Annotated in this window: 20 protein-coding genes and 2 pseudogenes; 10 read left to right on the forward strand and 12 right to left on the reverse strand. The window is 73.0% G+C overall.

The genetic code is table 11. The features are described from left to right. Position 1: 1 nt before the first annotated feature. The 3 genes from cbiQ (at position 2) to ACWD0J_RS05045 (ending at position 2,798) form a co-directional block, all read left to right on the forward strand. Entirely contained in the window at positions 2–763 is a 762-nt protein-coding gene (cbiQ, locus tag ACWD0J_RS05035) for a cobalt ECF transporter T component CbiQ (protein WP_451494348.1), read from the forward strand. Continuing rightward, positions 751–1,509 carry an energy-coupling factor ABC transporter ATP-binding protein gene (locus ACWD0J_RS05040; RefSeq protein WP_451494349.1) on the forward strand — a complete coding sequence of 253 codons (759 nt, stop codon included), beginning with the start codon at positions 751–753 and terminating at the stop codon, positions 1,507–1,509. Before cbiQ ends, ACWD0J_RS05040 begins: the two co-directional genes overlap by 13 nt. Positions 1,510–1,607: 98 nt before the next feature. After that, entirely contained in the window at positions 1,608–2,798 is a 1,191-nt protein-coding gene (locus ACWD0J_RS05045) for a serine hydrolase domain-containing protein (protein WP_451494350.1), read from the forward strand. Here ACWD0J_RS05045 and ACWD0J_RS05050 read toward each other — a convergent pair. From ACWD0J_RS05050 to ACWD0J_RS05060, 3 genes and pseudogenes are all read right to left on the reverse strand, one after another. Next, positions 2,788–3,063, reverse strand: coding sequence for a DUF1876 domain-containing protein (locus tag ACWD0J_RS05050; protein ID WP_451494351.1), 276 nt, complete (start codon positions 3,061–3,063; stop codon positions 2,788–2,790). The two genes, ACWD0J_RS05045 and ACWD0J_RS05050, sit on opposite strands and share 11 nt — an antisense overlap. A 163-nt stretch (positions 3,064–3,226) precedes the next feature. After that, positions 3,227–4,072: an EamA family transporter gene (locus ACWD0J_RS05055; RefSeq protein WP_451494352.1), complete on the reverse strand. Its 846-nt coding sequence runs from the start codon at positions 4,070–4,072 to the stop codon at positions 3,227–3,229. Next, a pseudogene (locus ACWD0J_RS05060) lies at positions 4,069–4,179 on the reverse strand (YbaK/EbsC family protein); the annotation flags it as partial. The gene ACWD0J_RS05055 and the pseudogene ACWD0J_RS05060, both read right to left, overlap by 4 nt. 250 nt (positions 4,180–4,429) lie before the next feature. Between ACWD0J_RS05060 and ACWD0J_RS05065 the strand changes: the two are divergent. Both ACWD0J_RS05065 and ACWD0J_RS05070 read left to right on the forward strand, forming a co-directional pair. After that, the gene (locus ACWD0J_RS05065) at positions 4,430–5,098 is read left to right on the forward strand and encodes a GNAT family N-acetyltransferase (protein ID WP_451494353.1); all 669 of its coding nucleotides are present in this window, start codon (positions 4,430–4,432) and stop codon (positions 5,096–5,098) included. A gap of 32 nt (positions 5,099–5,130) precedes the next feature. Further along, positions 5,131–5,613, forward strand: coding sequence for a MarR family winged helix-turn-helix transcriptional regulator (locus ACWD0J_RS05070; protein ID WP_451494354.1), 483 nt, complete (start codon positions 5,131–5,133; stop codon positions 5,611–5,613). 77 nt (positions 5,614–5,690) lie between these two features. Here ACWD0J_RS05070 and ACWD0J_RS05075 read toward each other — a convergent pair whose 3' ends face one another. Together ACWD0J_RS05075 and ACWD0J_RS05080 are read right to left on the reverse strand one after the other, a co-directional pair. After that, positions 5,691–7,946, reverse strand: coding sequence for an MMPL family transporter (locus ACWD0J_RS05075; RefSeq protein ID WP_451494355.1), 2,256 nt, complete (start codon positions 7,944–7,946; stop codon positions 5,691–5,693). Positions 7,947–8,047: 101 nt separating this feature from the next. Continuing rightward, complete coding sequence (locus ACWD0J_RS05080; RefSeq protein WP_451494356.1) at positions 8,048–8,647, reverse strand: TetR/AcrR family transcriptional regulator; 600 nt, start codon at positions 8,645–8,647, stop codon at positions 8,048–8,050. 155 nt (positions 8,648–8,802) lie between these two features. Between ACWD0J_RS05080 and ACWD0J_RS05085 the strand changes: the two genes are divergently transcribed. Then, positions 8,803–12,045 (forward strand): S41 family peptidase, encoded by a 3,243-nt coding sequence (locus tag ACWD0J_RS05085; protein ID WP_451494357.1) that lies wholly within the window; start codon positions 8,803–8,805, stop codon positions 12,043–12,045. 532 nt (positions 12,046–12,577) lie between these two features. Here ACWD0J_RS05085 and ACWD0J_RS05090 read toward each other — a convergent pair. From ACWD0J_RS05090 to ACWD0J_RS05105, 4 genes are all read right to left on the reverse strand, one after another. Continuing rightward, a complete protein-coding gene (locus tag ACWD0J_RS05090) occupies positions 12,578–12,796 on the reverse strand; it encodes a hypothetical protein (protein WP_451494358.1) in 219 nt (72 codons plus the stop codon). A gap of 87 nt (positions 12,797–12,883) precedes the next feature. After that, positions 12,884–13,771, reverse strand: a complete 888-nt coding sequence (locus tag ACWD0J_RS05095) for an SDR family oxidoreductase (RefSeq protein WP_451494359.1) — start codon at positions 13,769–13,771, stop codon at positions 12,884–12,886. Continuing rightward, on the reverse strand, positions 13,768–14,703 hold the full coding sequence (locus ACWD0J_RS05100; protein WP_451494360.1) for an alpha/beta fold hydrolase: 936 nt from the start codon (positions 14,701–14,703) through the stop codon (positions 13,768–13,770). The genes ACWD0J_RS05095 and ACWD0J_RS05100 overlap by 4 nt, the downstream gene beginning before the upstream one ends. After that, the gene (locus ACWD0J_RS05105) at positions 14,700–16,301 is read right to left on the reverse strand and encodes a flavin-containing monooxygenase (RefSeq protein WP_451494361.1); all 1,602 of its coding nucleotides are present in this window, start codon (positions 16,299–16,301) and stop codon (positions 14,700–14,702) included. Before ACWD0J_RS05105 ends, ACWD0J_RS05100 begins: the two co-directional genes overlap by 4 nt. Positions 16,302–16,455: 154 nt before the next feature. On the opposite strand from ACWD0J_RS05105, the gene ACWD0J_RS05110 reads away from it, so the two are divergent. Then, on the forward strand, positions 16,456–17,082 hold the full coding sequence (locus ACWD0J_RS05110) for a MerR family transcriptional regulator (RefSeq protein WP_451494396.1): 627 nt from the start codon (positions 16,456–16,458) through the stop codon (positions 17,080–17,082). A gap of 59 nt (positions 17,083–17,141) precedes the next feature. Here ACWD0J_RS05110 and ACWD0J_RS05115 read toward each other — a convergent pair whose 3' ends face one another. Further along, positions 17,142–17,945: an exodeoxyribonuclease III gene (locus tag ACWD0J_RS05115; RefSeq protein ID WP_451494362.1), complete on the reverse strand. Its 804-nt coding sequence runs from the start codon at positions 17,943–17,945 to the stop codon at positions 17,142–17,144. A 65-nt stretch (positions 17,946–18,010) separates the two neighbouring features. Between ACWD0J_RS05115 and ACWD0J_RS05120 the strand changes: the two are divergent. Next, positions 18,011–18,484 (forward strand): annotated as a pseudogene (locus ACWD0J_RS05120) (GNAT family N-acetyltransferase); the annotation flags it as partial. Positions 18,485–18,660: 176 nt separating this feature from the next. Here the strand turns inward: ACWD0J_RS05120 and ACWD0J_RS05125 are convergent. After that, positions 18,661–19,335 carry a response regulator gene (locus ACWD0J_RS05125; protein ID WP_451494363.1) on the reverse strand — a complete coding sequence of 225 codons (675 nt, stop codon included), beginning with the start codon at positions 19,333–19,335 and terminating at the stop codon, positions 18,661–18,663. Next, positions 19,293–20,573: a sensor histidine kinase gene (locus ACWD0J_RS05130; protein ID WP_451494364.1), complete on the reverse strand. Its 1,281-nt coding sequence runs from the start codon at positions 20,571–20,573 to the stop codon at positions 19,293–19,295. The genes ACWD0J_RS05125 and ACWD0J_RS05130 overlap by 43 nt, the downstream gene beginning before the upstream one ends. Positions 20,574–20,923: 350 nt before the next feature. Between ACWD0J_RS05130 and ACWD0J_RS05135 the strand changes: the two genes are divergently transcribed. Further along, positions 20,924–21,160 (forward strand): hypothetical protein, encoded by a 237-nt coding sequence (locus tag ACWD0J_RS05135; RefSeq protein ID WP_451494398.1) that lies wholly within the window; start codon positions 20,924–20,926, stop codon positions 21,158–21,160. Next, positions 21,106–21,375, forward strand: a complete 270-nt coding sequence (locus ACWD0J_RS05140; RefSeq protein WP_451494397.1) for a hypothetical protein — start codon at positions 21,106–21,108, stop codon at positions 21,373–21,375. Before ACWD0J_RS05135 ends, ACWD0J_RS05140 begins: the two co-directional genes overlap by 55 nt. Positions 21,376–21,563 lie beyond the last annotated feature (188 nt).

Here is a 21,563-nt window from a genome sequence, read left to right on the forward strand (position 1 = left end):
CATGGGCGCCGGGCACGCGCACAGGCTCTACCGGCACGGGCACTCGCCCGTGCACGCCCTGCCCCCGCACACGAAACTCGCGGCGGTCTTCGCCTTCGTGGTGGTCGTGGTGTCGACCCCGCGGGAGGCGATGTGGGCGTTCGGCCTGTACGCCGTGCTGCTGGCCGGCGTCGCGTACGCGGCCCGGGTGCCCGCCGGCTTCCTGCTCAAGCGGCTGCTGATCGAGGTCCCGTTCGTGGCCTTCGCGGTGCTGATGCCGTTCGTCGCGGAGGGCGAGCGGGTCGAGGTGCTGGGTCTGTCGCTGAGCGTGAACGGCCTGTGGGGTGCCTGGAACGTGCTGGCCAAGGGCACCCTGGGGGTCGCCGCCTCGGTCCTCCTCGCCTCCACGACCGAACTGCGCGAACTGCTGCTGGGCCTCCAGCGGCTGAAGCTCCCGCCGCTGCTCGTACAGATCGCGTCCTTCATGATCCGGTACGGCGATGTGATCGCGGACGAGATGCGGCGGATGCGCATCGCGCGGGAGTCGCGGGGCTTCGAGGCGAGCGGCGTCAAGCACTGGGGGGTGCTGGCGAAGTCGGCCGGCGCGCTGTTCATCCGCTCCTACGAGCGCGGGGAGCGGGTGCACCTGGCCATGATCAGCCGGGGGTACGCCGGTTCGATGCCGGTCATCGACGAGGTGACCGCGTCCCGGGCGCAGTGGTCGTACGCCCTCGCCCTGCCGTCCGCCGCCCTCGTCGTCTGCGTGTTGGGATGGGCCCTGTGACTGCTTCCCTCGAGGTCTCGGGCCTCGCCTTCGCCTACCCCGACGGCCACCAGGCGCTGTTCGGCGTCGACTTCCGCGTCGAGCGCGGCGAGCGGGTCGCGCTGCTCGGCCCGAACGGCGCCGGCAAGACGACCCTGGTGCTCCACCTCAACGGCATCCTGAGCGGCGGCACGGGCACGGTGAAGGTCGCCGGGCTGCCCGTCGGCAGGCAGCACATGGCCGAGATCCGGCGCAAGGTCGGCATCGTCTTCCAGGACCCGGACGACCAGCTCTTCATGCCGACCGTGCGGGAGGACGTGGCCTTCGGACCGGCGGCGGCCGGGCTGCGGGGACCGGAGCTGGAGGAACGCGTCGACCGGGCGCTGGAGCGGGTCGGCATGGCGGAGTTCAAGAACCGGCCCCCGCACCACCTCTCCTTCGGCCAGCGGCGCCGGGTGGCGGTGGCGACCGTCCTCGCCATGGAGCCGGAGATCCTCGTCCTGGACGAGCCGTCCTCCAACCTCGACCCCGCCTCCCGCCGCGAACTCGCCGACATCCTGCGCTCGCTGGACGTGACCGTCCTGATGGTCACGCACGACCTGCCGTACGCGCTGGAGCTGTGCCCCCGCGCGCTGATCCTGAGCGAGGGCACCATCGCCGCGGACGGCAGGACGGGCGAGCTGCTCTCCGACGACGCGCTGATGCGGGCCCACCGGCTGGAGTTGCCGTTCGGATTCGACCCGCGGTCCGTGACCATGGGCGCGTGAGGTCCGCCCGTCCTCCGACGCGACCCGCGGGAACATCGACGTGCCGGTTCTGCTTGGCTGAGGCAGACGAACGGCACAGCGGAACGAGGAGCGCGGACGTGGACGTGAACGGCACAGTCGCCGAGGGCTTCGAGCCGGTCAGGGACGCGTTCGCGCGGAACTTCGAGGTGCTCGGGGAGCGGGGCGCGGCGGTTGTCGTGTACCGGGACGGGCGCCGGGTCGTCGACCTGTGGGGCGGGGCCAGGGACGTCGACGGGACCGAGCCCTGGCAGCGCGGCACCGCCCAGGTCATCCGCTCGGCGACCAAGGGCGTCGCCGCCGCCGTACCGCTGATGCTGTACCGGCGCGGGGAGCTGGACCTGGACGCGCCGGTGGGCGAGTACTGGCCGGAGTTCAAGGCGCACGGCAAGGACCGGGTGCTGGTGCGGCACGTGCTGAACCACCGGGCCGGTCTGCCGCTGCTCGACCGCCCGATCACGCCGGAGGAGGCCCTGGACCCGCGCCGGGGCCCCGAGGCGGTCGCCGCCCAGGCCCCCGTGTGGGAACCGGGCACGGACCACGGCTACCACGCCCTGACGTACGGCTGGATGCTCGACGGGCTGGTGCGGCGCGTGACCGGGCAGGGCACCGGCGAGTGGATCGCGGCCGAGATCGCCGGACCGCTGGGCCTGGACCTGTGGCTGGGCCTGCCGGCGGCGGAGGAGGCGGCGGGCCGCACGGGCCGGGTCGGCCGGATCGAGGCACCCGAGCCGGCCACCGGGGCGGGACTGCGCGTCCGCCCGAAGCGCTCGGTCACCGAGGCCTACGACGATCCGGACTCCCTCACCCGCCGGGCCTTCGCCGCGATCACGCCCTTCCCCGACCAGAACGACCCGGCGTACCGCGCGGCGGCCCTGCCCGCGACCAACGGCATCGCGACGGCCGACGCACTGGCCCGCTTCTACGCGGCCCTGACCGGCGAGGTCGACGGCGCGCGGCTGTTCGACCCGGCCACGCTGGCGGCGGCCCGCGCCGAGGAGTCGGCGGGAGCGGACCGCGTCCTGGTGGTCAACACCCGCTTCGGCCTCGGTTACATGCTGCACGGCAGCGCGTCGCCGTTCCTCGGCCCCGGCTCGTTCGGCCACCCGGGCCGCGGCGGCGCCCTCGGCTTCGCCGACCCGGAGACCGGCATCGCCTTCGGGTACGTCACCAACGGCTTCCGCAAGACGGTGACGGCGGATCCGCGGGCGCAGGCCCTGGTCCGAGCGGTGCGGGCGGCGGCGGGAGCGGGAGCGCGGCTCAGACGTTGATCGGGTGGGACGTCCGGCCGGACTCCTCGTCGATCTCCCCGTGCGCCTTCGTCAGCAGCCGCATCGCGAGCTCGTTCAGGGCGCGGGCCGCGGCGATCTCCTCCCCCACCCTCGGCTGGTTCGCGTCGGTGTGGTGGCGGCTGGCGTGCCCGTGCGTCCGTACCTCGGTGCCGTCGGGCAGGCGCACCATCGCGGCCGCCCTCGTACGCTGATCATCCTCCTGGAACTCCAGCTCGATGTGCCATCCCACAACGGTGTGCGTCATGACGACCACCTCCGAACACCGAACACCGGAACACACTGGAACCCCTGCTTCCAGAGTGCTCCCGCGAACCCGCCGACGCACGGCCTCGCCGGGACGGGTGCCGGTGACGGCCGGGGCGGGGACATCCAGGGCGGGGACGGCCGTGGCGGTACGGCCGTGGCGCCTACCCGGCGTGCAGCATCAGCCCGATACCCACCACCAGCAGCCCCGCCGCCGCGATCCGCGGCGCCCCGAAGCGCTCCTTGAAGAACACCGCCCCGATGGCCGCGCCCACGATGACCGACGACTCGCGCAGGGCCGCGACCGGCGCGAGTTCCGCTCTGGTCTGGGCCCACAGGACCAGTCCGTACGCCGAGACGGACAGGGCGGCCCCGAGCAGTCCGAGACCGGCGAACGGCCGGAGGACGGTGAGGAACTGCCCGCGCCAGCGGGTGAGGGCGTACGCCGGGATCGCCACGCCCTCCACCGCCATCAGCCAGGCGATGTAGCCGAGGGAGGACCCGGAGGCGCGTACGCCCAGCCCGTCGACGACGGTGTACGCGGCGATGGTCAGCCCCGTCGCCAGCGCGGCCCCGATCGCCGCCCAGTGGGGCCGTCGTCCGCGCAGCCCCCACAGGGCCACGCCGGTCAGCCCGGCGCAGGACAGGGCGATACCGGCCGCGGCCCGCCCGTCGGGCACCTCGCCCGCGAAGACGGCGGCGAGCAGGGTGACGACCAGGGGCGCGGTGCCGCGCGCGATCGGATACGCCTGCCCGAAGTCGCCGAGCCGGAAGGACCTCATCAGCAGCGCGTAGTAGGCGAGGTGGACGACCGCCGAGACCGCCAGATACGGCCACGCCCCCGCCGCCGGGACCGGCACGAACGGGATCATGGCCAGCCCGATGACCGATCCGCCGCCCGCGATCAGGGTGAACCCGACGAGTTTGTCGGTGATCCGGTGGGCGATGGCGTTCCAGCCGGCGTGCGTGACGGCGGCCAGCAGCACGGCCGCGGTGACCAGCGGGGTCACGGGGTGCGCTCGCGCACGTCCACCACCGTGGCGCCCGCGTGGGCGACGAGCTCCCCCGGTGCCATGGGGAAGACGGTGTGCGGGGTACCGGCGGCGGCCCGCACACCGTCGTGTCCCGGCTCCCGCAGGGCGTCGGCGAATCGGGGGGGTGCTCCGAAGTCCTCGCGGCCGGCGTGCGCGGCGGGTGTCGTCGTCATGGGCGGCACGCTAGCGGTGCGTGTACAGGGCAAGGGGCCGATCGGGGGCACCGGGCCGGGAGTTGACGGCACGCGGCGGGACACGTCCCCGGCTGTACGCCCTTGTGCGCCCTCACCGACGCGGCTTGTCGGAGCACTGCCGACTGGGCAGGATGCGGTGATGACCTCAGCGACCGTCCCGCCCGTCCCGCCCGCCCCGCCCGGCGAACCCGCCGTACGCCCCTACCGTCCCTCCGACCGCCACGCCCTCGACGAGATCTGCGTCCGCACCGCCCACGTCGGCCAGGACAGCCGTCCCGTCTACGCCGACCCCGGCATCTTCCCGGCGATCTTCGCGGCGCCGTACGTCCATCTCGAACCGGACCTCGCCTTCGTCCTGGACGACGGACGGGGACAGGCCGTCGGGTACGTCCTCGGCACCGCGGACACGCCCCGGTTCGTCGAGGACTTCCGGCTGACGTGGCTGCCGCTGGTCGCGAGCCGCCATCCCGAGCCGGGCGGGTCACCGGGCGACCCGAAGACGCCCGACGACGAGATGGTCGCCCTTCTGCACCACCCCGAGCGGATGCTCGTCCCCGAGGTCGCCGCCTATCCCGCGCATCTGCACATCGACCTGCTCCCGCCGTGGCAGGGCCGCGGCTACGGGCGGGCGCTGCTGCTGACGTTCCTCGACGCCCTGCACCGCCGGGGCGTGCCGGCCGTGCACCTCTGCATGGTCACCGCCAACAAGCCGGCCCGGGCCTTCTACGACCGTCTGGGCTTCCACGAGATCGCCGTGCCGGACGCCGACCCGTCGGTCACCTACCTGGGGCGCCCGACGCGCCCCTGACCCCCCGCCAGCAGCCACGTACCGTATGCGGCGTGAGCCACGCATCCGCATCCACACCCCTCGGTCCCACCCCCGGCTACCTGGTCTGGCGGCTGTCCAACAAGTGGCGCACCGCCGTGGACCAGGCCCTGGCGCCCCTGAACCTGACCCACGCCCAGTACGTGCTGCTGGCCTCGCTGTCCGGGATGGAGCGCGGCGGCCGGCCGCCCAGCCAGCGGGAACTCGCCGACCACACGGGACTGGAGGCGCTGTACGTCTCCAAGCTGGCCCGTTCGCTGGAGTCGGCCGGGCTGGTCGGGCGCACCCGGGACACCGAGGACACCCGGGTCGTGCGACTGGCGCTCACCGAGCGGGGGCGGACGGCGGTGCGGCCGGCGATCGACGCCGTACAGGTGCTGCTGGACCAGTTGCTCACCCCGCTGGGCGGGCTGGACAGCGCGCGGACCGAGGAGTTCAAGCGCACCCTGGTCACGCTCCTCGGCACCCCGCTGGGCCCGGCGGGGGAAACGGCCTGACACAGGGAAGAGCCGGTGAGGGCTCCGTCCGCACGGAGCCCTCACCGGCTGGTCCTGCCGTCAGTCGGGCCGGCGCGTCAGGCGCGCACCAGCTCCTTCCTCTCGTCCGGACCCGCGTTCCTGTCGGCCTCGGTGCGCAGGCCCTCGCCCTCGACGTCCACGTTCGGCAGGGCGCGGTCCAGCCACTTCGGCAGCCACCACGCCTTCTCGCCGAGCAGGGCCAGGACGGCCGGGACGATCGCCATGCGGACGACGAACGCGTCGAAGAAGACGGCGATGGCGAGGCCGAAGCCGATCATCTTGATCATCGACTCGCTGGAGCCGATGAAGCCGCCGAAGACGGCCATCATGATCACGGCGGCGGCCGCGACCACCCGGGCGCTGTACCGGAAGCCGGTCACCACGGCCTCGGACGGGGCCTCGCCGTGGACGTACGCCTCCCGCATCCGGGTCACGAGGAACACCTCGTAGTCCATCGCGAGGCCGAAGACCACGCCGACCATGAAGATCGGCATCATCGACATGATCGGGCCGGTCTCCTCGACGCCGATGAGGCCCGCCAGCCAGCCCCACTGGAAGACCGCGACCACGGCGCCGAGCGCGGCCAGCACGCTGAGCAGGAAGCCGAGGGCGGCCTTGAGCGGCACCAGGATCGAGCGGAAGACCACGATCAGCAGGAGGAAGGCGAGGCCCACCACCAGGGCGAGGTACGGGACCAGCGCGTCGTTGAGCTTCTGCGAGAAGTCGATGTTCATCGCGGTGGTGCCGGTGACCAGCACCTGCGCGTCCGTGTCGGCCTTGACGCCGGCGCCCGCGTCCCGGATGGCGTGCACCAGGTCCTCGGTCTGCGTCGAGGACGGCTTCGACTTCGGGATCACGGTGATCATCGCGGTGTCGCCGGCCTTGTTGAACGTCGCCGGGGTCACCGTCACGACGTCCGTGAGGCCCTTGATCTCGTCGGTCACCGCGGTGGCCGCGGCCTGTGGGTCGGCGCTGTCCTTGGCGTCGACCACGACCATCAGGGGGCCGTTGAAGCCGGGCCCGAAGCCCTCCGACAGGGTGTCGTACGCGCGGCGCTGCGTGGTGGACGTCGACTGCGAGCCGTCGTCGGGCAGGCCCAGCTCCAGCTGGGTGGCCGGCAGCGCCATCGCGCCCAGGCCGGCCACGCCGAGCAGCAGCACGGCGACGGGACGGCGGACGACGAAGCGCGCCCAGCGGGTGCCCATGTTGGGCCTGGCGCCGGCGGAAGTCTCGGCCTGGCCCGGGTCCCGGGCCTCGGCGGCCCTGGCCGCGCGGCGCCCGAGCAGCTTGCCCTTCTCGCCGGCCGGCCGGACCTTCCGGCCCGCGTAGCCCAGCAGCGCCGGGATCATGGTGAGGGCGATGAGGACGGCGACGACGACCGTGCCCGCTGCCGCGAGACCCATCTTGGTCAGCATCGGGACGTTGACGACCGCGAGACCGGCCAGCGCGATCACGACGGTCAGCCCGGCGAAGACCACCGCCGAGCCGGCGGTGCCGACGGCCCGGCCGACCGCTTCCTCGCGTTCCCGGCCCTCGGCCAGTTCGGCCCGGTAGCGGGAGACGATGAAGAGCGCGTAGTCGATGCCGACGGCGAGGCCGATCATCAGCGCGAGGGTGGAGGTGTTGTCGCCGAGGTCGAGCGCGTTGGCGAGGGCGGTGATGGTGGAGACACCGATGCCGACGCCGATGATCGCGGTGAGCAGCGGCAGTCCGGCCGCGACCAGCGAACCCAGGGTGAGGACGAGGACGACCGCGGCGATGGCGAGGCCGATGATCTCGCCGGTGGCCGCCTGCTCGGGCTCGGCCTGCAGCGCGTCACCGCCCATCTCGACGGTCAGCCCGGCGTCCTGGGCCTTGTCCGCGGTGGCCTCCAGCGCGTCCCTGGAGGTGTCCTTCAGCTCGACGGCCGACACGTCGTACTTCACCGAGGTGTAGGCGACCGTCCCGTCCTTGCTCACGGCGTTCGAGGTGAACGGGTCGGTGACGGAGACGACCTCGGAGCCGTCCCCCAGCTCCTTGACGGTCTTGGCGACGGTCGCCCTGTTCGCGGCGTCGGTCATCTTCTCGCCCTCGGGCGCCTTGAAGACGACGCGCGCGGTGGCGCCGTCGGCGCTGGAGCCGGGGAAGCGCTGTTCCAGCAGGTCGAAGGCCTTCTGGGCCTCGACGCCGGGAATGGAGAAGGAGGTGGATCCGGCGGCGGGCGCGCTGGCCGCGCCGACGCCCGCGAGCGTCAGCAGGGCCACCCATATCAGGGCGGCGAAGTGCCGTCGCCGGTAGGCGAGCCGGCCGAGTTTGTAGAGGAACGTGGCCACGAGGGCGTACTCCCGGTCAGGTCGTGGGTGTTTCAGGGCAGGGATGATCAGCCCGACGACGTGAGCGGTTACGTCAGGTGGGGGCTAGCTGTGGGGACTTGCTAGGAGACGGGAACGCCGAGGGCGGGGAGGACCACGGCGTCGATGTACGAAAGCAGGAACTCCTGCGTGGGCGGCCGCTCGTCGATGAGCGTCCGGGTGGCGAAGGCACCGACCAGCATGTGCACGATGTACTCCGTCGCCGGGCAGTCGGGCCGGACCTCACCGCGGTCGACCGCGCGCCGCATGACCCGGTGGAACTCGTCCATCTCCGGCTCGACGAGCAGCTCCTTGAGCGCCCGCATGAGGTCCGGGTTGGCGTGCGCCGCCATGGCCAGCGCCCGCATCAGGTCGGAGTTGCGCTCCATGGTGCAGTCGTCCTCGCGGGAGACGAGGGTGTGCAGATCGCCCCGGATGGATCCGGTGTCGACATCGGCGATGCTGCCCGGCTTGTTGTGCCGCATGGCCTTCGCGACCAGCTCGGCCTTGCCGCCCCACTGGCGGTAGAGCGTCGCCTTGCTGGACCGGGTGCGGGCGGCCACGGCGTCCATGGTCAGGGCGTCGTAGCCGACTTCCCGGAGCAGGTCGAGCACGGCCGCGTACAGCTCGGCCTCGCGCTCGGGGGTGATCCGACTGCGACGCACCGTTGCGACCTCAGTCACCGCACTCACCTTCCCACTCCGAACGACACGGTTTCGTACGGGACGAATGTACCGCACTCTCAAGCGAAACGAAACTGTTTCGTTCGTGTTGCGGGGCGCTTCGGACTCGCGTGTCACAAGTTGCTCCGGCCCATCCCCCGGAAAAGCATGGGGAGGTGAGCTATCTGCGCCTGCCGCACCTGAGCGGTGACCTGCTGTGCTTCGTGGCCGAGGACGACCTGTGGCTGGCCCCTCTCGACGAACCGGGCCGCGCCTGGCGGCTCACCGTCGACCGCACCAAGGCCGGTCACCCCCGCTTCTCGCCCGACGGCCGCCACCTCGCGTACACGAGCTGGCGCAGCCTCGTCCCGGAGATCCATCTGGTGCCGGTGGACGGCGGACCGGGCCGGCAGCTCACCCACTGGGGCTCTGCCGACACCCGGGTGTGCGGCTGGACCCCGGACGGGCAGATCCTCGCCGTCGCCTCCCACGGCGAGCCCTTCTCGTACTTCACCTGGGCGTACAAGGTCCACCCGGACGGCGACCCCGGCCGCAAGCTCCCCTGGGGCCCGGTCTCCGACATCCAGGCCGCCGACCTCGACGGCGAGCGCAGGACGCTGCTGCTGACCGGCACCCCGCCGCACGAACCGGCCGCCTGGAAGCGCTACCGGGGCGGCGCGACCGGCCGCCTGTGGGTGCACGGCGAGCGGATCCTCGCCGGCCTGGACGGCCACCTCCACTCCCCCCTGTTCGTCGGCGGCCGGATCGCCTTCCTCTCCGACCACGAGGGCGTCGGCAACCTCTACTCCTGCGCCCACGACGGCTCCGGCCTGCGCCGCCACACCGACCACGACGCCTTCTACGCCCGGCACGCCGCCAGTGACGGCACCCGGGTGGTGTACCAGTGCGCGGGCGACCTGTGGATCGTCGACGACCTGGCCGCCGGCTCGGCGCCCCGCCGGCTCGACGTCCGGCTGAGCGGGCCGCGCGCGGGACGGCGTCCGTACCAGGTCCCGGCGGCCCGGCACGTGGACGGCGTCTCGGTGGACGAGACGGGCCGGGCCAGCGCCGTCGTCGTACGCGGCAGCCTGTACTGGCTCACCCACCGGGACGGACCCGCCCGCACCCTCACCGACACGCCCGGGGTGCGGGTGCGGCTCCCGGAGATGCTCGGCTCGACCGGCCGGGTCGCGTATGTGACGGACGCGGAGGGCGAGGACACGGTGGAGATTGCCCACCTGCCGCGAGCGACCGGCGACCGCGCACCGCGCCGGGTGGCGTCCGGGGAGCTCGGGCGGGTCCTGGAGCTGGTCTGCGACCCGCGGGGCGAGCGGCTGGCCATCGCCTCGCACGACGGACGGCTGCTGCTGATCGATGCGGCCGAGGACTCCGCCGGCGAGGTCACCGAACTGATCCGCTCGGTCAACGGCCCGGTGCGGGACCTCGCCTTCTCCCCGGACGGGGCCTGGTTGACCTGGTCGCACCCGGGGATCGGCCGCTCGCTCCGCCAGATCAAGATGGCGCGCATCTGCGGGGCCGGGAACGGCGGCCCGCTGATCGTCGACGTCACCAACGGCCGCTTCGAGGACGAGAACCCGGTGTTCACCCGGGACGGCCGCTACCTCGCCTTCCTGTCCTGGCGCGGCTTCGACCCGGTGTACGACGTGCACACCGGGGACCTGTCCTTCCCGCTCGGCTGCCGCCCCTACCTGGTCCCCCTGTCCTCGGCCACCCCCTCCCCCTTCGCGCTGAACCCGGAGGGCCGGCCGGCCGCCGGGGGCCTGGACCCGGTGGAGGAGGACGAGGGCGGCGACGGCACGGTGACCGTCGAGGTGGAGGGCCTGGAGAGCCGGGTGACGCCCTTCCCGGTCGCCGCCTCCAAGTACTCGGCGCTGCACCCGGTCGCGGGCGGCGGGCTGGTCTGGCTGCGCTGGCCGATCTCGGGCGCGCTGGGCGAGACGTTCGCCAACCCGGACGACACCACCGGCCGCCCCACGCTGGAGTTCTTCACCATCAGCAAGGCGAAGAAGTCCGAACTGGTCGGCCACCTGGACTGGTTCGCGGTCAGCGGCGACGGCACCCGGCTGGTCGTCATGGACGAGGGCGACCTGCGGGCGGTCCCGTCCCACGAGTCCGGGGACAGTGACACGACCGTCTGGATCGACGCGCGCCGCATCCTGCACCAGGTCGATCCGGCCGCCGAGTGGCGCCAGGCGTACGAGGAGGCGGGGCGGCTCATCCGGGCGTACTTCTGGGAGCCGGGGATGTGCGGCATCGACTGGGACGCGGTGCTCGACCAGTACCGTCCGCTGGTCGAACGGGTCGCGTCCCCCGACGAGTTCGCGGACCTGCTGCGCGAGGTGCTGGGCGAGCTGGGCACCTCCCACGCCTACGTCTCCGCCGCCCGCCGCAACGAGGGGCCGCCGCACTACCAGCGCCGGCAGGGCCTGCTCGGCGCCAACTTCGTCCCGCGGGACGGCCGCTGGACGGTCAAGCGGATCCTGCCCGGCGACTCCTCCGACTCCAAGGCACGGTCACCGCTGGCCGGCACGGGCATCCGGGAGGGCGCGGTGCTCACCCACGTGGACGGCCGTCCGGTGGATCCGGTGACGGGGCCCTCCCCCCTGCTGGCGGGGGCGGGCGGCACGACGGTGGAGCTGACGTTCACGCCGGCACAGGGCGAGGGACGGGCCCGGCGGGTGGCCGTCGTCCCGCTCCTCGACGAGCGGCCCCTGCGCTACCAGGACTGGGTGGCCAAACGCCGGTCCGTCGTACGGGAGTTGAGCGGCGGGCAGTGCGGATACCTGCACATCCCCGACATGGGCGGATCGGGCTGGGCCCAGTTCAACCGGGACCTGCGCATGGAGGTGTCCCGGCCCGCGCTGATCGTGGACGTCCGGGGCAACGCGGGCGGCCACATCAGCGAACTGGTCGTGGAGAAGCTGACCCGCACGATCCTGGGCTGGGACCTGACCCGCGACGCCCAGCCGGTGTCGTACGCCTCGAACGCCCCGCGCGGCCCGGTGGTCGCCCTCGCGGACGAGGCCACCTCGTCCGACGGCGACATGATCGCGGCTGCCTTCAAGCTGCTGAAGCTCGGCCCGGTCGTCGGCCAGCGCACCTGGGGCGGTGTCGTCGGCATGACCGGCCGGCACGAACTGGGGGACGGCACGGTGATCACCGTCCCGATGAACGCGGCCTGGTTCGACGCCTACGGCTGGTCCGTGGAGAACCACGGCGTCGCCCCGGACCTGGAGGTCCTGCGCACCCCCCTGGACTGGGCGGAGGGACGGCACGCCCAACTGGCCGACGCGGTACGGCTGGCATTGGACCTCCTGGAGACCAACCCCCCGGCCACCCCGCCCGACTACAAGCACGTCCCGGACAGATCCCGCCCAAAACTACCCCCACGCACGTAAAAGCGCCCCGCGGGGGCCTCTCCGGGCCCCCCTTCTCGGCTCGGGAACCTCGCTCGGGGACGCTCCTTGGGGGCGCTCCTCGGGGGCCTTGCTCAGGGCCCTGCTCGTGGCTCTCCGCGGGGCCCTGCTCGGGCCCTTGCTCGGGGGCTCTCCTTGGGGCCTTGCTCGGGGCTCTCCGCGGTGCCTTGCTCGGGGCTCTCCGCGGTGCCTTGCTCGAGGGCTGTCCTCGGGGGCCCTGCTCGGGGCCCTTGCTCGGGGCCCGCGCTCGGGGGCACTTCTCAACGCGGGACCACCCCACCCACCCAGGGGCGCGGGGAACTGCGCGACCAGCCCCCACCGGCCCGCACCCGACCACCGACCACCGACCACCGGCCCCTCCCGGCAACGCACCCGACAACGCACCCGACAGCCCACCGCCAACGCACCCGTACCGCACAACAAGAGGTGGGGCACCCCTCGAAGAAGGGCACCCCACGCTCACAGGCCGAAGCCGAAACCGCAGCCGAAACCGCAGCTGAAGCCGACTACGACGTCAGACGTCGTAGTCCTGCTCCAGGCGGTCCCGCTCCTCGCGGTCGAGCCGCATGCGCTCGGTCTCCTCGTCACGCATACGGTCGTCCGGCCGCCCGCGCTCCTCGCCCGGCCGGCCGCCGCCGCGCTCCTGAGCCTTCTCGCGAGCCTGCTGGGCCTTCTGCCTGGCCTGCTCCTGCCACTGCTCGGACTTGTCCTGGAACTGGTCCTTCATACCCATGTGGGTTCACTCCTGTGATGAGTGGGGGGTTGGGCCCCGGTGGGGCCTCGACCAGATTCACACGAGCCGTCACAGTGCGCATGTCGATCAACTACGGTGCGTAGCACGGGCCTCCTCATCCGCGGCCCCACCTGCGCCGACGAGTCCGGAACGCATCCCTTCCAGCCGGTTCCCGAACCGCCGCATCTCCCGCTGGCCGACGGTCCCGATGACGCTGGGCAGGCAGCCGCGCACGCCCTGCATCCCGCGCAGCCACCACTGCCCGTAGACATGGCTGGAGCGACGCTCGATGCCGGCCACGATCCGGTCCACCGCCGGCCCCAGCGGATACGTCTTGTTGGACGGCCACGGCAGCCGCTGCCGCAGCTCCCGCATCACGTCGTCCTGGTCGGCCCCGCGCACCATGTCGGTGTCGGTCCACGACAGGTACCCGACCCCCACCCGCACGCCCCGGTGGCCGACCTCGGCCCGCAGACTGTGCGCGTACGCCTCCACGCCCGACTTGGACGCGCAGTACGCGGTCATCATCGGCGCCGGGGTGATCGCGGCGAGGGAGGCGATCTGGAGCAGATAGCCCCGGCTCTCCGTCAGCGCCGGCAGGAACGCCCGGGCGGTCACCGCCGAGCCGATCAGGTTCACCTCGATGACCCGGCGCCAGGCCACCGGGTCGGAGTCGACGAAGGGGCCTCCGGTGGCGACGCCCGCGTTGGCGACGACGATGTCGACCTTCCCGAACCGCCCCTTGACCTCCTCGGCGACCCGGGCCATCGCCTCGTGGTCGGTGACGTCGGCGTACCAGTGGTCGCTGTCGCCGTGCAGCCGTCCGGCGACCTGCTTGAGCACGTCCGGCTCCAGTCCGACCAGCGCCACCGCCGCCCCGCGCGCGGACAGCTTGCGGGCCAGCAACTCCCCGACGCCCCGCGCGGCTCCGGTGACGACGGCCACCTGTCCTTCCAGGCCGACCCTGCTGCTCATGCGTCCTCCTTGACGTGCCCGACGTGGACGTAGGCGGTGACGAGTTCCCGGATCTTCCCGGTGACCGGCGCGGACGCCTCCACCGGCGTCATGTGGCCGACCCCGGGCAGTTCGGCGATGCCCGCACAGTCGGGCAGCGCGGCGGCCAGCGCGCGGGCCTGCGCCGGCGGGGTGAGCCGGTCGGCGGAGCCCACGACGACGGCCGTCGGCACCCGCAACTCCCGCACGCCGTGGTCGAGATCGAGCAGGCCGAGCACCTCCGACCAGGCGTAGCGCACCTTGCGCGGGCACGCGTGCACGATACGGGCGCACGCCTCGACCATGTCCGGGGCCGAACCGGGGCCCATCGTCCCGTACTTGAGGATCCGGCGGGCGAGCGGCGTGACCGGTCCGAGCGGGGCACGGGAACCGAGCACCCGCTCGGTCAGCCAGGTCCGCAGCCGGCCCGCCCGGATCGGTATCACCAGCGACTCGGCGACCAGCCGGGAGGCGCCCGTGCTGCACAGCAGGACGGCCGCCGCGTGCTCCCGGAACGCGGCGCGCCCGGAGGCGGCCATCACCGTCATCCCGCCCATCGAGTGACCGGCGATCACGGCCCGTTCGCCGGGCGCGAGGGTCGCCTTCAGCACGGCTTCGAGGTCGTCGGCGAGCGCGTCCGTGGTGCAGACGGGGTGCGCCGGGCTGCGCCCGTGACCGCGCTGGTCGTAGGCGACGACCTTGTGGTCGACGGCCAGGTCCCGTATCTGCGCCGCCCAGAAGGCGGTCGAGCAGGCCCAGCCGTGCGCGAGGACCACGACGGGGACGTCCGGGTCGTCGACGGGTCCGTGCAGCTCGACGTGCAGGCGGGCGCCGTCGGCGGAGACGGCGGTCAGCTCGCGGGCGGGTGCGGGCGGGGCGTACCGCCCGGTGGGGACGAGCGCCGGGCGGCTCACGCGGACACCTCCGCGCCGTCGGCCGCGTCCCTGACCGCGTCCTTGACCGTGGCCTCCGGCGTGCCGTCGGCCGTGCCCTCGGACGCGTCCTTGGCCGCGTCCCTGACCGTGCCCTCGGCCGCGGGGACCCGCAGGACCTCGTACTCCGCGAGGTCGACCCGTCGCGTCGCCCGCCGGAACTCGGTCGTGGTGCCCGGCCACACGGTGGTGTTGCGGCCGTTGGCGTCCAGGTACCAGCTGGTGCAGCCGCCGGTGTTCCACACGGTGCGCTTCATGCGCTCGTGCACCCGGTGGCTCCAGGCGCGCACCGCGGACGGGCGGGCGTCGAGGGCGGCCCGGCCGCCCAGCACGTTCAACTGCCGCAGGTAGTCGGCCAGGTAGTTCAGCTGCGACTCGATCATGAGGATCATCGACGAGTTGCCGAGACCGGTGTTGGGCCCGATGACCGTCATCCAGTTGGGGAAGCCCGGCACCGAGGCACCGCGCAGCGCCTCCATCCCGCCGCCGTCCGCCCAGGCCTCGGCGAGCGTCCGTCCGTCCGCGCCCACCACCCGCTCGGCGATCGGCATGTCCGTGACGTGGAAGCCCGTACCGAAGACGATCGCGTCGGCCTCCGTCTCGGTGCCGTCGGCGGCGACCAGGGTCGAGCCGCGGACCTCGCTCAGTCCGCTCGCGACGACGTCCACGTTGGGGCGGGCGAGCGCCGGGTAGTACTCGCTCGACAGCAGGATCCGCTTGCAGCCGATGCGGTAGTCGGGCGTGAGCTTGGCGCGCAGGGCCGGGTCCTTGATGACGCGGCCCATGTGACGCTTGGCCACCTGCTCGACCAGGCCGAGCTGTCCGGAACGCTTGGTGAAGGCCTGGACCTGCAACTCCCGGATGCCCCACAGCAGTCCGCGCCGGGCCAGGGTGGTGAAGGGCAGTGTCCGGTGCAGCGCGCGTTCGGCCGGGCCGATCGCCCGGTCCAGCCGCGGCAGCACCCACGCCGGGGTGCGCTGGAACAGCGTCAGCCGGGAGACCTCGGGCTGGATCGCCGGCACGATCTGGATGGCGGAGGCGCCCGTGCCGACCATGGCGACGCGCTTGCCGCGCAGGTCGTAGCCGTGGTCCCAGCGGGCCGAGTGGAACACCTTCCCGGGGAACGAGTCGAGCCCCGGGATGTCCGGGATCTTCGGGTCGGACAGCGGGCCGGTGGCGGAGACGACGAGGTCCGCGGAGAGCGAGCCGCTGCTGGTCTCGATGTCCCAGCACAGCCGCTCGGTGTTCCAGGCCATCCGCTTGACCTCGGAGTCGAGGCGGATGTGGGGGCGCAGCCCGAAGACGTCCGCCACGTGCTCCAGGTACGCCCGGATGTGTTCCTGTCCGGAGAAGGTGCGCGGCCAGTCGGGGTTGGGCGCGAAGGAGAACGAGTACAGATGGGACGGCACGTCGCAGGCACACCCCGGGTACGTGTTGTCCCGCCAGGTGCCGCCGACGCTGCCGGCCCGTTCCAGTACGACGAAGTCGGTGACGCCCTCGCGCCGCAGCCGCACGGCGGCCCCCAGCCCGCCGAATCCGGACCCGATCACCGCCACCCGCACGTGTTCCTGCTCGGCCATCCCGAAGCCTCCACGCATTCCGTCGACCCTGCCAGTAATCACTGGCGCAATGGGAGAGTAGAACAGCTCCCTACTGAGCGGTAGGGGTCGGGCCGGGAAAGTTACCGGGGGTACGGCATAGGGTGCGGGCGTGGCAGACACGCGTGAGTACCGCATGGAGGAACTGGCCCGGGAGGCCGGGATCACGGTGCGCACCCTGCGCTTCTACCGCGAGCGCAAGCTGATCCACCCGCCCCGCCGCGAGGGCCGGATCGCCTGGTACGACGACGGCCACCTGGCCCGCCTGCGGACCATCTCCGCCCTGCTGGAACGCGGCCACACCCTGAACGGGATCGCGGAACTGGCGGAGGCCCTCGACCACGGCCGCGACGTCGCCGACCTCCTCGGCGTGGACACCCCCACCGAGGAGGAGCCGGTCCACCTCACCCCCGAGGAACTCGCCGACCGCTTCGGCGACCAGGTCACCCCCGACAACCTCGCCGCCGCCCTGGACCTCGGCTACCTCGGCACCGACGGCGACGAGATCGTCCACATCAGCCGCCGCCTCCTGGACGTCTCCTCGGCCCTGGTCCACGAGGGCATCCCCCTCGCGGAGGTCCTGGCGGCCGGCCAGCGCGTCCGCGAACACGTCGACGCCCTCGCCGGACTCTTCGCCGACCTGGTCCTGCGCCACGCCCCCGAGGAAGACCTCCAGCGCCTGCGCCCCCTGGCCCGCAGCGTGGTGGAGGCGGAACTGTCACTGGCCCTGGACCGGCGGATGCGCAAGCACCCGCCCCGGTGAGCCTCGGCGGAGAGCCGGGCGAGGCGCACGGCATTCCGGCCCGCCTCGCCCGGTGCGCGTCACATCCCGAAGACGACGGTCACCGGAGCATGATCCGACCACCGCTCCTCGTGACTGGCCGCCCGTTCCACCACCGCCTTGACCGCCCGTGCCGCGAGCCCGGGGGTCGCCACCGCCAGGTCGATCCTCCACCCCGAGTCGTTGTCGAAGGCCCGCCCCCGGTACGACCACCAGGTGTACGGCCCCTCCCTCTCCGGATGCAGGGCCCGGACGACGTCGACGTAGCCGCCCTCCGTGGCGTCGAAGACCCGGGTCAGCCACTCCCGCTCCTCCGGCAGGAAACCGGCGTTCTTCTGGTTGGCGCGCCAGTTCTTCAGGTCGGCCTGCTGGTGGGCGATGTTCCAGTCGCCGCAGACGAGGACCTCGCGGCCGTCGGCGGCGGCGCGCTCGCGCAGGTCCTTGAGGTGGGCCAGGAACTCGCCCATGAAGCGGATCTTCTCGTCCTGGCGCTCGGTGCCGACCTCGCCGGAGGGGAGGTAGAGGGACGCGACCGTGACACCCGGCAGGTCGGCCTCGACGTAGCGGCCACTGGAGTCGAACTCCGCCGAACCGAAGCCGATCCGGACCCGGTCGGGCTCGCGGCGGGTGTAGAGGGAGACCCCGGCGCGGCCCTTGGCGGCGGCGGGCGCGTGCACGACGTGCCAGCCGTCGGGGGCGCGGACGGGCTCGGGCAGCTGGTGCGGCTCCGCGCGCACCTCCTGGAGACAGAGCACGTCGGCCGAGGTGTCGGCGAGCCACTCCACGAAGCCCTTCTTCGCGGCGGCACGCAACCCGTTCACATTCGCGGAGGTCACAGTGAGCACCCCGGCACGATACCCGCAACCTGGACCAGATCCCGTTCTGGAACCTGTTCACATACGGTACGTGCATGGATATACGCCGGGTCTCCTTCGACCACCCCGACGCCGTGAAGCTCAACGACCAGGTCCAGGCCGAGTACCACATCCGCTACGGCGACGGCGGTGACGCCACCCCCCTCGCCCCGGAGGACTTCGAGCCGCCGGGCGGTGTGTACCTGCTCGCGTACGACGAGACCGGCTCCCCCGTCGCCTCGGGCGGCTGGCGCGCCCAGGACACCAACGGGGAGGGCAACCTGGACGGGGACGCCGAACTCAAGCGGATGTACGTCACCACGCCGATGCGCGGCCGGGGCCTGGCCCGCCGCATGCTGGCCGTCCTGGAGGAGGACGCCCGCGCGGCCGGCCGGACCCGCATGGTGCTGGAGACCGGCACCGAGCAGCCGGAGGCCATCGCCCTCTACACCTCCAGCGGCTACGAGCCGTGCGGGAAGTTCGGCCACTACCGGCATCACGAGTCGAGCCGGTGCTTCGCCAAACCGCTCGGCTCGCCCCGTACCCGGGCCGCCGGGAACGCGCAGGCCCCGGCAGACGCGCCGGTTTCCGAAGGCGCTCAGGCTTCCGTGGATGCTCACGTCTCCCTGGATGCTCACGCTTCCGTAGACGCTCGGGCTTCCGTGGATGCTCACGCTTCCGAGGACACGCAGGCCCGTGAAGACGCTCAGCTCCTGAGGTAGGCCAGCACCGCCAGCACCCGCCGGTGGACGTCGTCCGCCGGCGGCAGGTCCAGCTTGGCCAGGATGGAGCCGACGTGCTTGCCGACTGCCGCGTCCGACACCACGAGCGTCCGCGCGATGGCGCCGTTCGACTTGCCCTCCGCGATCAGCGCCAGCACCTCCCGCTCACGCGGAGTGAGCCGCGCGAGCGGATCCCGGCGCCTGCGCAGCAGTTGTCGTACGACTTCGGGGTCGACCACCGTGCCGCCCGAGGCCACCTCCCTCAGTGCCGCCTCGAACTGCTCGACCTGCCCCACCCGGTCCTTGAGCAGATAGCCGACGCCGCTGCCGTCACCGGAGTCGAGGAGGTCGGCGGCGTACGCCCGCTGCACGTACTGGCTGAGCACCAGCACCGGCAGGCCCGGCCGCTCCGCGCGCAGCCGCACCGCCGCGTGCAGCCCCTCGTCCTGGAAGCCGGGCGGCATGCGGACGTCGGTCACGACGACATCGGGCTCGTGCTCGGCGACCGCCGCGAGGAGCGCTTCCGCGTCGCCGACGGCGGCCGGCACCTCGTGCCCGAAACGGGTGAGCAGCCCGACCAGCCCTTCACGCAGCAGCACGCTGTCCTCGGCGAGGACTACGCGCAGGGGGCGGTCTGTCGTGTCGGGCGAGGCCGGCAAGGAATCTCCACACGCAGCAGGGTCGGTCCGCCCGGCGGGCTGGACACGGAAAGTCTGCCATCGAGCACCGACACCCGGTCGGCGAGACCGGTCAGCCCGGTGCCGCCGGCCGCGTCGGCACCGCCGCATCCGTCGTCCCGCACCCGCAGCACCAACCGCCCGTCCCGGTGTCCGCCGCTGACCTCGGCGCGGCTCGCCCCGCTGTGCCGGGCGACGTTCGCGAGCGCCTCGCACACGACGAAGTAGGCGGCAGATTCGACGGGTTGGGGCAGGCGCTGGGGCAACTCCAGGGCCAGGTCCACGGGGACCGGGCTGCGGTCGGCCGCGTCGGCGACGGCGGCTTCGAGTCCGTAGTCGGCGAGCACCTTGGGGTGGATGCCGTGGATGAGCTCACGCAGTTCCGTGAGGGCCTGCCCGGCTTCCTGGTGGGCCTTGGCGAGCTGGTCGGCGAGCGGTCCGGACGGGACGTCGAGGCGGGCCAGGCCGAGCGTCATCGTCAGGGCGACCAGGCGCTGTTGGGCCCCGTCGTGCAGGTCCCGCTCGATACGCCGCCGCTCCGTCTCGAAGGCGTCCACCAACCGCACCCGGGAGCGCGCGAGTTCGGTGACCCGCTCGCTCTCCTTCGACGTCAGCAGCGCCCGCGCCAGTTCGGCCCGCGCCCCGGCCACCGCCCCCAGGGCGTAGGCGCCGCACGGCAGCAGCGCCAGCCCGAGCGCGGCGGACCCGAACGCCCCCGCCCAGGTGTCGACGGTCCACAGTTTGGCCACCCGCGCCTCACCGTCGGCGGCGACCAGCGCCGGTACGGCGACCATGGCGAGCGGAACCCCGGCCGCGAGGACCAGGGCCAGCGCGTCGAGCGGCCACAGCACCAGCCCGAACAGCACGGCGTACGCCAGCTCCCGCCAGGTCGCCGTCTCCCGCAGCCGCGTCACCAGCCAGGCCCACGGCCCCGGCCCGTCGGGCACCCGATGACCGTCACCGGGGGCGGGCCCCACGCCGGCCAGCCGCAGCCGCCCGCGCTCCACGGCGGCCACCGGGATCCCGGCCAGCGCGGTCAGCACGAGCAGCGGCAGCCCGACGAGTACGACGGCCAGCACGCCGCCGACCACAAGTCCGCCGAGCAGCACGGCCAGGACGACCACACCGAGCAGCGCACCGCTGCCCAGGTAGGCGACCGCCCGCCAGGGCCACGCCGAACTCAGATATCCACGCCCGCCGAGGGCCCGCCACACACTCATGGGGATCACCGTAGAAGCCGGACGGGCACGGGGCCATGGGCCGGGACGGAGCCTCGGGGGTATGCCTGGCCCCACCCCAGGTCTCGTCCCTGCCGCACTGATCCGGGGGCCGGTGGCGCGGGAGCGTGGACCCATCGGAACCGGACCAGTGGGAGCAGGGACGGAGATGACACCCAACGCGATCGAACTGCGCGCCGTGAGCAGGCGGTACGGGACGGGCGGCGGTGTGACCGCGCTCGACGACGTCACACTCGCCTCCCCCGCCGGCACCTTCACCGCCGTCATGGGACCGTCCGGCTCGGGCAAGGCTCGGCGACGGCACGCGCAGGTCCCTGCGCATCGCCGCGGTGATGCCCACCGGCACGGACGACAACGGCGTGTACGTAACCCCGGCGAACGCCCCGCACGCCCCGGTCGACCGGGTGGACGTGACACTCCTGCCCGGCGCCGACGCGGGCGCGGTGGAGGCGGCACTGCGACGGGCGGTACGGCAATCGCCGCTCGCCGGAGACACGAACGGGCGGCGCTACGGCTGGCGGGAGCCACCGGCGGGCAGGTACTGCGGCTGGTCGCGGCGGAGACCGTGACGGTGGTGACGGCCGGCACGCTGCTGGGCCTGCTGGTGACCACGCTGAACCTGCTCGGCATGGGAGCCGCCCTGGGCCTGCTGTCCGCCCCGGCCCCGCCGCACCTGCCCTGGCCGGCCCTCGGCACCGTGACGGCCGCCTGCGCACTGGTCGCCGTACCCACCGTCGTACTCGCCGCCCGCGGCACACACAAAAGATCCCGCCCGATCAACTGACCGGACGGGATCTCTTCAACTCCCCGACTTACCGGGAAAGTTGTCGCGGTGGACCTGTGGGGATTTGAACCCCAGACCCCCTCGATGCGAACTACGGGCGGGGAGGTCGCTGCGGTCTGCTGGGCTGGTCAGCTGGTCGCTAAGTGCTCGCGACGGTCGACCGCGATCGTGCCGGTTGCTGTACTTCA

Source organism: Streptomyces sp. NPDC003011 (assembly GCF_053591515.1).